The following is a 13,206-nucleotide window of genomic DNA, read 5'->3' as shown; positions in this document are numbered from 1 at the left end:
ACAGCTTGCGCTTGGTGATCAGTCCGCCATCAGCGCGGCATACCGTCGCAAGTGGTGTCCCACCGAGCCGAAGCGCTGCTCCAGCAGCGTGGCCCGCCGGAAGAAGTGGCCCACGGCCAGCTCTTCCGTCATGCCCATGCCGCCGTGGATCTGCACGGCGCCCTGGCCAATGAGCCGGCAGGCGCGTGCGGCACAGACCTTGGCCGCGCTGACCGCCCGCTCCCGCACTGCCGCGGGTGCTGCGCCGATGGCGAGGTTGGCGCGGCCGGAGACATGGGTGGTGTCGGCAATCTCATCAGCAGCCCAGGCCGTCACCGCCCGCAACTGCTCCAGCGCGATGTACATGTCCGCCAGCCGGTGCTGGATGACCTGGAACCCGGCAATCGGTTGACCGAACTGACGCCGGTCGCGGGCGTAGTCCACGCTGTCGGCGAGCAGGCGGGAGAGTAACCCGCAAGCTTCCGCACATAAGCCCAGTGTGGCGGCGTCCACGGCCGGCGCCAGCAGGGCATCGGCATCGCCGGGCCGACCCAGGAGCTGTTCGGTCCAAACCTCCACGTTCTCCAGTGCCAGTTCGGAGGCCCAGGCCCCGTCCACGGTCTGGTAGTCGCGGCGCGTCAGCCCCGCAGCGTCCATGGGCACGGCCACCAGTGAGAGCCGATGGCCACCCGGGCCTGCGCTCGCACCGCTGGCTCCGCCCGTTGTGGACCTGGCCAGTACCAGCACGTCGCTGGCCCAGGGGGCGCCGTGCACCACGGCCTTGCGGCCATTCAGCCGCCAGCGGTCCGGCCCGTCGGCATGCAGCGTGCTGCGAACCTCGTCCCATGCATGCCGCGAATCGGGCTCGGTCAGTGCGACCACCGGCAGCGCATCACCCTCGATCAACCGGCCCAGCAGGTCTCGGGCCAGGGGCCCGTCCGCCTGTTCCAGGACACGGCCTGCCAGCACCACGCTGCCGAGATAGGGTTCGGCGGCGAGATGGCGCCCCAAGGTCTCCAGCACGATCAACTGGTCCCGCAGGTCGCCACCATAACCCCCCTGCGATTCGGAGAAGCCCGCACCCAGCAGGCCCAGCTGTTGCGAGAAGGCGCGCCACAGCGGGGGCTCGTGATGGGCCTTGGCCAGCAGCTTCGCACGCGTCTCGATATCGAAATGATCACTCAGGAACCGCGACAGGCTGTCGCGCAGCATGGCCTGGGTCTCGTCCAGGGCAAAGGCGCTGGCGCTGGGGGCGGTGGGGGCGGCAGCGGTGCCGAAGGTGTCCGTCATGCCCGTTTCCTTCAATGGCCGGCCAGCAGATGGGCCGCGACGATGTTGCGCTGGACCTCGTTGGTGCCGGCATAGATGGAAGCGGCGCGGTCGTTGAGGTAGGCGGACATGGCAAACACTGAAGCCTCAGGGACGCCCAGTACCCTGGCGAGCGCCTCCCCATGCATCGCCTCATCCGCACCGGCCTCTACCCCTGCATCTACCCCTGCATCTGCCTCCTCCATGGGCAGCTTCACCTGACCGTAATGGGCCGCGATATCCAGCCCCAGCTCGGTGATGCGCTGTCGTGTTTCAGAGCCCAGCAGCTTGCCGATGGAGGGCCGCACACCTGCCGGTTCACCGCGCTGCTGCGCCGCAAGCGCTCGCAGCTCCATGGCCTGCACGGCGTCGACCTGGCAGGCGAGGTCGGCCAGCCGGGTGCGCAATTCCTCCCGCTCCGGGCTGGGTGCCGCGCTGGCTGCGAAGGCGTCGCCCAGCGCCCGCTTCAACCGCTGCAGCCGTGCGCGCAGCAACGGTGCCCAGGCGCTGCCACGTTCATGCTGAAGCAGGAACTTGGCAATGGCCCAACCCTGGTTCTCCTCGCCGATCAGGCCGGAGACGGGAACCCGCACGTCATCAAAGAAGACCTGGTTGAGTTCGTGATCGCCTGAAATGCTGCGGATCGGCCGTACCGTGACGCCCGGCTGCTGCAGATCCAGGCACAGGAAGCTGATGCCGGCCTGCGGGCGCCCGCCACCGGCGGTGCGCACCAGCAGGAACATGCGGTTGGCATGGTGGGCGTGGGTGTTCCAGATCTTGCTGCCGTTGACCACGTAGACATCGCCTTCAGCACTGCCTTCACCACTGCCATCACCGTTGCCCTTCACACCGGCCAGACGAACCGCCTTGCACTGGAGTGAGGCCAGGTCGGATCCGGCCTGCGGTTCGGAATAACCCTGGGCCCAGTAGTCACTGCCGCTGCGGATACCCGGCAGCCAGCGGCGCTGCTGCTCGGGCGTACCGAAGGCGATGATGACGGGCCCCACCATGTGCGTGCCCATGGGCGCCAGCGGCGGTGCGTCGGCCGCGGCCAGCTCGCTGGCGAACAGGTAGTGACGCAGTGGGGACCAACCCGTTCCCCCATGCGCCACCGGCCAGTGCGGCACGCTCCAGCCACGTTCGGCCAGGCGCCGATGCCAGCGAATGCCATCGGGATAGTCGCTGAAAATCCCGGAGCAGCGCCGGCCCGCTGCGCGCAGGTCCGGCGTCAGCGCCTCATCCAGGAAAGCCCGTACTTCGTCGCGGAAGGCCGCGTCCTCGTGGGTCAGGATCATGGTGAATCGAGTATCCGCGCTTCGCCTCGCTGCTGTCATCGTCTGTTGCGACGAAGCCTGCCACCGGCTCAGGGCAGGCGCCGCAGCCAGAAGTACAAGGGGCTGCTGTCCCCGCGCCTGTCCATCACGCCCAGCACGCTGTCGTTATCCAGGCGCTTGAAGTGGTCGATGATGGGGTGCACGTCATACACCATTGACGCGGTAGGCCCGGTGGCACCCGGTGGCACCACCATGCGCAACCGTGCCGAACCCATCACGGGGTTGACGACGCGCTGCCCTTGCGCGTCCTCGCAGACGATGGGGTCGACTGCCTCCGTGCTGTTGAAATTCTTCCCCACCCAGCGCAACTGGCCGAGCAAGGGCTCGCCGGGGTGGCCGGTGTTGAACACGCCGCCGCGCCAGCGTCCCAGCATGAAATCGGCCTCCACGGCGGGCAGGCTGGCAAACCAGCCGTCCAGCTCCGTCAGTCCGATGCGTTCCTGGGTGCTGCGCTTCAGCACCTGATCCAGTTCCGTGCTCATGGTTGCTTCTCCTGTGCGTGGATGCTCAAGGGCCGTCAACAACGGTGGCGTTGGATGGCGCTGACTTGACTGGTGCGTTGGAAGGGTCGGAAGGGTCGAACACCAGCACGGGCTTGATCACCCGGCCGGCGCTCATGTCGGCCACGGCGTCGTTGATCGCCTCGAACGGATAGGTGCGCACCAGCCGCTCCAGCGGCAGCAAGCCGTCCCGGTACCAATCGATCATGCGGGGAACGAACTGGACCGGATCGGCATCGCCTTCTATCGTGCCGCGCAGCGTCTTGCCGCTCAGCATCAGGGCATTGTGGTTGAGCGTGAGCGTGGCGTCTGGGCGGGCCACGCCGGCACAAACCATGCGACCCCTGGGCCGCAGCAGGCGCTGAAAAGTGGCCTCGATGACGGCCGGCGCCCCGGTGGTGTCCAGCGCATGGGTCAGCCCTTCCCAGCCTGCGACGATGGGGTGTGCCGCTGCGATGCCCTGTTCATCGGCCAACGCGGTGGCGGTCGCACCCAGTTCCATCGCCAGTTGCAAGCGCTGCGGCTGGAGGTCGATGGCCAGGATGCGTTCACAGCCCATGATGCGCGCCGCCATCACAGCGGCAAGGCCGACGCCACCACAACCGGAGACGGACACGGCATGGCCGGGCCCGACCGCCAGCACTTGTGCCATGGCACTCATGCCGGTGAGAAATCCGCAAGCCAGCGGCGCCATCAATGCCGGCGGCAGGTCTTCCGCCAATGGCACCAGATTCGTGCTGGCCACGATGGCATGCGTGGCGAAGCTGGACTGGCCGAAGAAATGTCCCGTTAACTGACCGATCGGCGAGCTTCCGTCCAACCGCTGACCCAGCAGGCAGAAGGTCGCCAGATGACGGCAGTACGCCGGTGCGTGGCTGGTGCAGCTGGGGCACTCGCCACAGGCCCCAAAGCTGGCCAGCACGCGCTGGCCGATAGCCAGGCCCGTGACCTCCGAGCCGATGGCCTCGATGACGCCCACGCCCTCGTGCCCCAGCACGGCGGGCAGGGGCGTGCGCAGGTGCTGGTCGCGTGCGGCCAGATCGGTGTGGCAGATGCCGCAGGCCAGCAAGCGCAGCCGCACCTCGCGCCGTTGCGGCTCGGCCGCGAGGATGCAGTCCTCGATGGAGAAGCGGGTGTCGCCCCGTCGCGCGATCGCGGCGCGAATCCTCATGGGGCGGCGGGGACGCTGGTGGGGCGCCGCATCGAAATCACGCGCGGCTGCGTGAACTCGCGCAGGCCCTCCACCCCGAACTCCACCCCCAGGCCGGACTGCTTGTGGCCGGCCATCGGCTTGTGGGGCGAGAGGGTATGGATCTCGTTGATCCACACCGTGCCGGCCTCCAGCCGCCGGCCCACCGCCAGCGCTCGTGCGGTGTCGGCGCTCCACACCGAGGCACTCAGGCCGAAGGGCGAGGCATTGGCACGCCGCACCGCATCGTCCACATCGGAGAACTTCAGCAGCGGCAGCAGGGGTCCGAAGGCCTCGCGCTGCACCACCGAACTGTCCTCCGGCGGGTTGTCCACCAGCGTGACCGGGAAGAAATATCCCGGCCCCGCAGGCAACACACCGCCGCACAGGAAGCGGTGGCCGCGAGCGCGGCTGTCGTTGAGCATGATGCGCAGCCGGTCGTGCTGGGCCCGGTTCTGGATGGGGCCCAGCAGCACGCCATCGCCGTTGCCGGGGCCCACGAGGGTTTGTTGGGCCAGTTGCACCAGGGCCTGGGCGAGCCGCGGGTAGACCTTCTCGTGGATATAAAGCCGCTTGATGGCCAGGCAGAACTGGCCGCTGTTGGCAAAGGCGCCCCAGAAGAGCTGCGGTGCGATGGTCTCCACGTCGACGTCGTCCAGCACGATGGCGGCGTCGTTGCCGCCCAGCTCCAGCGTCAGCCGTTTGAGCGTGGGCGCCGCATTGGCCATCACCTGGCGCCCGGTGGCGGTGGCGCCGGTGAAGCTGATCTTGTTGATGTCGGTGTGTTCGGTCATCCACGGCCCGAGGGCATGGCCGCCACTGATGACGTTGAGCACCCCGTCCGGCAGCACGCCGCGCAGCAGCTCGCCCACCCGCAGCATGATCAGCGGGGTGTAGGGGGACGGTTTGAGCACCACCGTGTTGCCCGCCAGCAGGGCCGGCGCTACCTTGAAGATGGCCATGGCCAGCGGGAAGTTCCAGGGCACGATGGCCCCCACCACGCCCAGGGGCAGATGCTGCAAGGTGGCGAGCGTGGTGCCGTCATCCACCAGCGTCTGGTCCGGCAGGTCCAGCTTGGCGGTTTCGGCACACCAGTAGGCGCTGAGCTGCACCTCTTCCACCGCCCGCGCCAGCGGCTTTCCCTGTTCCCGGGTGAGCAGGGCGGCCAGTTGGTCCTGATGGGCCATGAGGGTGCCGGCGATGGCGCCCAATGCCTCGCGGCGGTTGTGGATCGGCGTGGCGGCCCATTCAGGTTGGGCCTGCCGGGCCGCAGCGACGGCGGCGTCCAATTGCTCCGCGGCCGCATCCGGTGCGTGGCCGAACACCTCGCCCGTGGCCGGGTCATGGAGGGCCAGCAACGCCGGGGAGCTGACGGTTCGCCCACCAATGGTCATCAGATGCAGTGCTTTGGTGGCGGTGGGCTCGTGGATGGAAACCGTCATGGTGTTGCTGCTTTCTTGTTGGCCATGTTGTCCGCCAGCTCGATGGATTGGCGAAGCTGCTGCGCAAATGGATGACCGCTGTCTACGCCCTCGAGGGCCTTCTGCCAGTGACGTTTGGCGCCCGCCGCGTCACCCCGTTCCAGGTCGGTACGGCCCAGCAGCGCATGGGCCATCACGTTACCGGGGTCGAGTTCCAGCGCCTTGTGCAGCTCGCGGTCGGCCTCCGGGGTGAGCTTGCGGCCGTTGGCCTTGCCGATGGCGCGGCCCAGGTCGGCATGCGCCTGGGCGCGGGAGGCGTTGTCCGACGGGCTCAGGGCCACGAGGCGGCGGTAGATATCCACCACGTCCTGGTCCCGGCCCATCACGCCGTAGGCGCGGGCCAGCATCACCCAGCCCTCGCGGTCCTGCGGCTGCTGCCGCAGGCGCTGTTCAAGCTTGGCGACCATCGCGGCCGCATCGGGCCCTGGGCCCGCCGCGCTTGACGCCTGCGTGCGGGGTGGTTCGGCCTGGGGTGGTGCGGCGCTGAGTGGTGGTGTGCCGAGTTGTGGTGTGCCGGGAGGGGCGGTACCGAGTGGAGCGGTGCCGGCCTGGCCCACGGTCACGGTTGGGTCGTTGGGGGCCAGGTCCGGGTGCCGCAATGCCAGCGCGCTGCCGATGCCCACCATGGCCACCGCGCCGAAAGCGACGCCGGCCAGGCGGGACCACCGCAGCCGGTGCGGCGGGTCCTGACGTGTGCTGAGGGGGGTATTCATCACAGCGTCTTCAGGTATTCCAGGAGGGCCCAACGCTCCTGGTCCGTCAGCGACTGGGTGAAATCATGGCCGCCATTGCTCTGGCCATACAGGTAGGTGTTGAAGTGCATGCGCGACTTGATCTGCTTGTCGGTCACTGGCGGCGGTGACTGGTAGGCCAGCGAGTTCTGCGAGGCCACCACATTCGCAATGGAGGCAAAGACGATGTCGGCGGTGGCCATGCCGGGTGAGCAGGGCAGGAAGGGGTTGCTCAGCACGTTGTCGCTGCAGGCCACCGAGTTGTAGCGCCAGCCCAGCTTGCTGAAGTCGTAGGAGGCATAGCTGTGGTCGTAGCCTTCGTTCTTGCCGTAGATGCCGGCCGGCGTGGTGTAGCGCTTCCAGATCTTGGGCCGGTCGGTGGGCTTGAGCACGCTCCAGATGTCCGGCACCGAGCCGTTGTGGAAGTAGGGCGCCGAGCCCCAGGCGCCATACAGCGGCGGCGCCACATAGCCAAACGGCTTGATCCATTCATTGGGGCCCACCGGCGAGTAGACGGCCCCGCCCTGGTCATAGACCGAGCGCGGCACCCGACGCAGGGCACTGGTCACCAGGTCGTCGTAATAGGCCGTCCAGTCCTTGCTGAGCTCGTTGTAGGCCCACCAGCTGCTGTTCCAGGCGCGGCGCTTGCGTTCGTCGGCCATGAGGCCCACCCGTTGCGGGTCGGTGTTGATGGTGGCCATCGGGGTGATGACGCCGGCCACACCCTTCAGGCGCGGGTCCGGCAGGAAGGCCGTGTTGGCCGCGTAGCGAGGCGCGTAAACGCCGTGGCAGCTGGCACAGGAGCCATTGCCGGGCTGCTTGGGAATGGCGGCATTGGCGCCGTTGGCCCAGAGGTCTCGGGTATGGAAGATCACCGCGCCCTGTTCGGCCAGCGTGGTGTTGATGGTGCCCGGGTAGGTGGGCGGTGACAGCGACATGAAGAAGTTGTTGTTGTCCTCGAACTCGGGCGCCAGTGCACGGCGTTCGGCGGCACTGCGCGTCAGGTTGGCCACGCCGAAGGCCATCTCCGAGCGCACGTTGTCCGAGGTCAGCGCGCCGTCCCAGAACTGGCGTGTCTTCCATGCGCGGTGCCACCAGTTCGGGGCCTTGGACATGCCGGCGGCATGCGAGGGGAACCATTCCAGCAGGCTGGGCGCCAGCAGCAGCGAGTCCATGTCCCAGATCGCCGGCAATGCGTCCAGGATGCCGATGGCATCGGTGGTGCCGCGGCCGACACTCCAGGGCAATGGCGCCAGCTGCAGCGGGATCGTGATGACGTTGGCGCGGAAGATGTCCGACTGGGTCAGGCCCGCGTCGTTGGCGTCGTTGGAGCGACCATGCAGGAAGGCGGCTTCGGTCTTGGTGCCCAGGCGCGAGTCGTGGCAGGCCGAGCAGGTCGAGCCGATGGCGCCATTCCAGCGGCCGTCCGGCCCCTTGTCCTGCATGAAGCCGATGGGCAGCTTGCCGCTGCCGCCGTTGGTGGTGTTGGGGTTCTCACCGGGCAGTGGGTAGGGGTTGCTCCACGGCGCTTCGAAGGCGCCATAACGCTTTTGCACCTGCTCGTCGAAATCCGATGGGCGCAGCAGGTAGCCCCAGGTCAGGTGCAGGTTGTAATAGCCCAGCGCACTGGAGAAGGGCTGGAAATACTGCTTGCCCCGGATGTTGGCCTGGCCGCGCGCCACGCTGGCGCGGAATTCGCCGCAGGTTTTCACGCGTGGAGGCAGCTTGGAGACCCAGGGGTCCGGCGGGTTGTGCAGGTCCACATAGAAGGCATTGAACTGCACGGCGGCTGCCGTGTTGGTGTTCACCCCGGGCGTGACCAGCTTGCGGGGGTCCACCGGCAGCAGGGTGCTGTCGGGTTTCCCCTCACAGGCTGCGGTCCAGGGCGCCCGTATGGTCTGCTGGTCCAGCAGGGGCAGTTCCTGGGCGCGGGTGGTGGTGGGTAGCACGCCACACAGGGTGCTGAGGGCGGCCGTGACAGCGGCGGTCAGCGCGGGGCGCGCGACCGGCGCGGCCAACGCAGGGGAATGCGGGCGCAGGGCAGTCATCGGATGTCTCCATGTCTCGCCTTCATGTGTCGCCGGCAGCCAGGGCCAGGGCCGCGCCAGGAAGGCGTGCATCAACGCGGCCCGGGAACGGTAAGCCCGCGTCTCGGGGACGACCCTCGTCAGAAGCGACGATTTTGGGTGGCCACCCCGAGGCGGTGGTCTTGCGTACACCGCCTGACTTTCGTCGCTTCGGACGATGGCCGGGATCGCCCTTGGCACCGATGCTGGACATCACAACAACGGTCCTGTCGAGACCGGTCAGGAGACAAGGTCATGCATCTGACGCAGGCATTGCACAAGGCGCTTCGGGAGCAGCCCGATCGCGACGCGGTCATCTGCGGCGCCGAGCGCCTGAGCTTCCGGCGCTTTACCGAACGTGTGGCGCGCCTGGCCGGCGCGCTGAAGCAACTGGGCGTGGCGCCCGGAGACCGGGTGGGGCTGCTGGCACTGAATTCCGCCCGTTCGGTCGAGTTCCTCTATGGCTGCTGGTGGTCGGGCGCTGTCATCAATCCGGTGAATGTCCGCTGGACGCCCGGGGAGATCGCCTATTCGCTGGACGACTGCGACACCCGCGTGCTGTTGGTGGACCGCAGCTTCGCACCCATGATTGCTGCACTGCGTCAACAGTCATCGTCGCTGGCGACGGTCATCTACTGCGGAGACGGCCCCACGCCCGAGGGCCTGCTTTCCTATGAGGCCCTGCTGGAAGCCGCCACGCCGGTGGAGGATGGCCGCTTTGGGGGTGACCACCTGGCGGCCGTGATGTACACCGGCGGCACCACCGGCCGGCCCAAGGGGGTGATGCTGAGCCATGCCAATCTCTATCTGAACGGCCTGTGTGCCGCCGCGGCCGTGCCCCGGCCGGAGCGCGGCGTGGGCATGGTGGTGGCGCCGTTCTTTCATGTGGGGGGCTGCGGGCTGTCGCTGCAGATGATGCAGCGGCTGGTGACACAGGTGGTCATTCCCTTCTTCGACGAGGTGGCCATCTTCGAAGCCATGCAGGGGGAAGGGGTGACCGAGACCTTTCTGGTGCCGTCCATGATCAAGCGCCTGGTCGAACATCCGCGCTTTGGTGATTTCCGCTTCCCGCGTTTTGCCGTGATGCTGTATGGCGCCGCGCCCATCGATGCAACGCTGCTGGCCCAGGCCATGGACGCCTGGCCCGGCGCCCAGTTCAGCCAGGCCTACGGCATGACCGAGCTGGCGCCCACCATTTGCGTGCTCTCGGCCAGTGATCACCTGCCTGGCGCGCAGCAGGCCCGACGCCTGCGTTCGGCGGGCCGGCCGGTGGCGATTGCCGAGGTGCGCATCGTGGATGCCGAGGACCAGGAGCTGCCGGCCGGGCAGGTCGGAGAAATCGTCGCCCGGGGGCCGATGGTGATGCGGGGCTACTGGAACCGGCCGGAAGAAACTGCCCAGGCCCTGCGCAACGGGTGGATGCACACGGGTGATGGCGGTTTTATTGACGAGGACGGTTATGTACATGTCGTGGACCGCATCAAGGACATGATCGTCAGCGGCGGTGAAAACGTGTATTCCGCCGAGGTGGAGAATGCCATTGCCTTGCATCCGTCGGTCTCCATGTCGGCGGTGATCGGTGTGCCCGATGAGCGCTGGGGGGAGCGTGTGCATGCGGTGGTGGTGCTGCGCCCGGGGGCAGCCCTGGAAGAAACCGCCTTGATCACGTTCTGCCGTGACCATATTGCCGGCTACAAGGTGCCGCGCAGTGTGGAGTTCCGCACCGAGTTGCCACTGTCGCCCGCCGGCAAGCTGCAGAAGTTCGTGCTGCGCGAGCCCTTCTGGGCCGGCCGCGACCGCCGGGTGAACTGACGATGGCGCTCGATCTGCTCAAGCGCGCCTGGTCCGACCCGGACCTGGCCGCCTACCGGGATGCCGCTGCCAGGTTCATCGAGGCCGAGATGCTGCCGCAGGACGAGGCGGCGCGGCATCGGGGCCATGTGGGCCACGCCCTGTGGCGTCGCTGCGGGGAGCTGGGCTTCCTGTGTGCGGACATTCCGGAACAGTATGGCGGCGCGGGCGGAGATTTCCGCCACGAGGCCGTGTTCTACGAGGAGATGGCGCGACGCGCACTCACCGGGTTGGGCGCATCGGTGCACACCATCGTGGCGCACTACCTGCTGAACCACGGCACCGAGGCACAAAAGGCGCGCTGGTTGCCGCGCATGGTGAGCGGCCAACTGGTGGGTGCCATCGCCATGACCGAACCCGGCGCCGGATCCGACCTGCAAGCCATCCGCACCCGCGCAGAGCGAGGGGAGCGGGGGGGTGAGCCCGGTTACCGCATCAACGGCTCCAAGACCTTCATCACCAACGGTTTCCTGGCCGGCCTGGTGCTGGTGGTGGCACGGACCTCGGCAACGCCTGGCGCCAAAGGCACGTCGATCCTGGTGGTGGAAACCGACGCGTGCGCGGGCTTCCGGGTGGGCCGGGTGCTGGACAAGATCGGCATGAAGGCGCAGGACACGTCCGAGCTGTTTTTCGACGATGTCTTTGTGCCGGAGGACCACCTGCTGGGGGGGCGCGAAGGCCAGGGCTTCTATCAGCTGATGAGCGACCTGCCGTATGAGCGGCTGATCATCGGCGTGCTGGCCCTGGCCGCCATGGAAGGCGCCTATGCGCAGACCCTGGCCTACGTGCAGGAGCGCCAGGCCTTTGGCGCGCCGTTGGCGGCGCTGCAGCACACCCGCTTCAAGCTGGCCGAGGTGGCCACCACGCTGCGCGTCGGCCGCTCTTTCATTGACGACTGCGTGCAGCAGCTCGTGGCCGGCACGCTGGACACGGCGACTGCCTCCATGGCCAAGCTCTGGGCGAGCGAGGCCCAGGGCCGGGTTATCGACGACTGCCTGCAGATGTTCGGCGGTTATGGCTACATGAACGAATACCCGATCGCCCGCATGTTCTCCGACGCCCGGGTGCAGCGCATCTACGGTGGCGCCAGCGAGATCATGAAGGAAGTGATCGCCCGGTCGCTTTGAGGAGAGGCGCATGGGAATCGATGTCCTGATCGTCGGCGGCGGCTCGGCGGGCTGCGTGCTGGCAGCGCGGCTGAGTGAGGATCCCGCCTGCCAGGTGATGCTGCTGGAGATGGGCGGGGACGGGCGTGGCTGGCTGGTGCAGACGCCGGCCGCCACCGGGCTCATGCTGCCGCGCAAGCTCAACAACCATGCATTCGAGACGGTGCCGCAGGCGGGTCTGGATGGCCGCCGTGGCTACCAGCCGCGAGGCAAGGCGCTGGGTGGCAGCTCCGCCATCAACGGCATGATCTACATCCGGGGGCAGCATCAGGACTACGACCAATGGGCCGCGCTGGGCAACCCCGGCTGGAGCTGGCCGGACCTGCTGCCGTACTTTCGCCGTTCAGAGCACAACGAGCAGTTCAACGACGCCTGGCATGGCCAGGGCGGGCCGCTGAATGTGGCTGCGCTGCGGACCGGCAATCCCTTCCAGCAGGTCTTCCTGCAGGCGGGCCGGGAGGCCGGCCACCCGGTGCGGGACGACTTCAACGGCGAGGCGCAGGAGGGGGTGGGCCTGTTCCAGGTCACCCAGAAACACGGTGAACGCTGGAGTGCCGCGCGTGCTTATTTGTTCCCCCACCTGCCCGGCGGCGCAAGGCCACGGCGCAACCTGGAGGTGCGCACCGGCGTGCAGGTGTTGCGGCTGCTGGTCGAGCAGGGGCGGGTGGTAGGCGCGGAGGTGCGGGACCTGGCCACCGGTGCCGTACAGCGCCTGCTGGCACAGCGTGAAGTGGTGCTGTGCGCAGGGGCTCTGCAATCGCCGCAGGTGCTGATGCTGTCAGGCATCGGGCCCGGCGAACATCTGCGCCAGCAGGGCGTGGCGCCGGTGGTGGACCTGCCGGGGGTGGGTGAGCATCTTCAGGACCATCCAGACTTCATCCTCGCCTATCGGGCTCCCAGCCTGGATCTGATGGGGCTGAGCCCCGCCGGGCTGTGGCGTCTCTGGCGCGAGATCCGACGCTATCGCCGTGCTCGCGTGGGGGCCGTCACCAGCAACTATGCCGAGGCGGGGGCCTTCCTGCGCAGTCGTCCAGAGCTGGCGACCCCCGACCTTCAGCTTCATTTCATCCTGGGCATTGCCGAGGACCATGCGCGCAAGCTGCATGCGGCGCATGGCTATTCCTGCCACGTCTGCCTGCTGCGGCCACGCAGCCGGGGTAGTGTGAAGCTCGCCGGACCGGATCCGTTGGCCGCGCCCAGCATCGACCCGGCCTTCTACCGGGACCCGCGCGACCTGGATGACATGGTGGCGGGCGTCAAGCTGACACGTGCGCTGATGGACATGCCGGCCCTGCGATCCCGGCGGCATGCCCGGCACCATGAAGAGCTGTTCAGCGCCCACGCCCGCAGTGACGACGAGATCCGCCAACAGCTGCGCCAGCGCAGCGACACCTGCTACCACCCGGCGGGCACCTGCCGCATGGGGCCCGACCCTTCCAGGGGCGACGTGGTCGATGCACAGTTGCGGGTGCACGGCGTGCGCAGCCTGCGGGTGGTGGATGCCTCCATCATGCCGACGCTGGTGTCCGGCAACACCAACGCCCCGGTGATCGCCATTGCCGAGAAGGCGGCGGACCTGATCCGCACGGCGGCCTGAACGC

10 protein-coding genes are annotated in these 13,206 nt (G+C 68.0%); 3 read left to right on the top strand and 7 right to left on the bottom strand.

The window, feature by feature from the left end:
• Positions 1 to 18: 18 nt before the first annotated feature.
• From BMY53_RS14210 to BMY53_RS14180, 7 genes are all read right to left on the bottom strand, one after another.
• Positions 19 to 1,269 (bottom strand): acyl-CoA dehydrogenase family protein, encoded by a 1,251-nt coding sequence (locus BMY53_RS14210; protein ID WP_092947123.1) that lies wholly within the window; start codon positions 1,267 to 1,269, stop codon positions 19 to 21.
• Between the two features lie 11 nt (positions 1,270 to 1,280).
• Positions 1,281 to 2,582 carry an acyl-CoA dehydrogenase family protein gene (locus tag BMY53_RS14205; RefSeq protein WP_092947122.1) on the bottom strand — a complete coding sequence of 434 codons (1,302 nt, stop codon included), beginning with the start codon at positions 2,580 to 2,582 and terminating at the stop codon, positions 1,281 to 1,283.
• A gap of 68 nt (positions 2,583 to 2,650) precedes the next feature.
• Positions 2,651 to 3,103 (bottom strand): GXWXG domain-containing protein, encoded by a 453-nt coding sequence (locus tag BMY53_RS14200; protein ID WP_092947121.1) that lies wholly within the window; start codon positions 3,101 to 3,103, stop codon positions 2,651 to 2,653.
• A 25-nt stretch (positions 3,104 to 3,128) separates the two neighbouring features.
• A complete protein-coding gene (locus BMY53_RS14195; protein ID WP_092947120.1) occupies positions 3,129 to 4,292 on the bottom strand; it encodes an NAD(P)-dependent alcohol dehydrogenase in 1,164 nt (387 codons plus the stop codon).
• Entirely contained in the window at positions 4,289 to 5,752 is a 1,464-nt protein-coding gene (locus BMY53_RS14190; protein ID WP_255370197.1) for an aldehyde dehydrogenase family protein, read from the bottom strand. Before BMY53_RS14190 ends, BMY53_RS14195 begins: the two co-directional genes overlap by 4 nt.
• Positions 5,749 to 6,504 carry a tetratricopeptide repeat protein gene (locus BMY53_RS14185; protein ID WP_092947119.1) on the bottom strand — a complete coding sequence of 252 codons (756 nt, stop codon included), beginning with the start codon at positions 6,502 to 6,504 and terminating at the stop codon, positions 5,749 to 5,751. Before BMY53_RS14185 ends, BMY53_RS14190 begins: the two co-directional genes overlap by 4 nt.
• Positions 6,504 to 8,570, bottom strand: coding sequence for a rubber dioxygenase RoxA (locus tag BMY53_RS14180; protein WP_218151234.1), 2,067 nt, complete (start codon positions 8,568 to 8,570; stop codon positions 6,504 to 6,506). The genes BMY53_RS14185 and BMY53_RS14180 overlap by 1 nt, the downstream gene beginning before the upstream one ends.
• Before the next feature lie 273 nt (positions 8,571 to 8,843).
• On the opposite strand from BMY53_RS14180, the gene BMY53_RS14175 reads away from it, so the two are divergent.
• Genes BMY53_RS14175 through BMY53_RS14165 form a run of 3 tightly spaced genes read left to right on the top strand, consistent with a single transcriptional unit; the run spans position 8,844 to position 13,202 of the window.
• Positions 8,844 to 10,400, top strand: a complete 1,557-nt coding sequence (locus BMY53_RS14175; protein WP_092947118.1) for a long-chain-fatty-acid--CoA ligase — start codon at positions 8,844 to 8,846, stop codon at positions 10,398 to 10,400.
• A gap of 2 nt (positions 10,401 to 10,402) precedes the next feature.
• Positions 10,403 to 11,566 carry an acyl-CoA dehydrogenase family protein gene (locus BMY53_RS14170; RefSeq protein ID WP_092947117.1) on the top strand — a complete coding sequence of 388 codons (1,164 nt, stop codon included), beginning with the start codon at positions 10,403 to 10,405 and terminating at the stop codon, positions 11,564 to 11,566.
• A 10-nt stretch (positions 11,567 to 11,576) separates the two neighbouring features.
• Positions 11,577 to 13,202 (top strand): GMC family oxidoreductase, encoded by a 1,626-nt coding sequence (locus BMY53_RS14165; protein WP_092947116.1) that lies wholly within the window; start codon positions 11,577 to 11,579, stop codon positions 13,200 to 13,202.
• Positions 13,203 to 13,206 lie beyond the last annotated feature (4 nt).

This window comes from Roseateles sp. YR242 (assembly GCF_900109745.1).
In the GTDB taxonomy this organism is placed as follows: Bacteria; Pseudomonadota; Gammaproteobacteria; order Burkholderiales; family Burkholderiaceae_C; genus Roseateles.
Note: the sequence above shows the minus strand (reverse complement) of the source record. Positions and strands in the feature narration are given on the sequence as shown.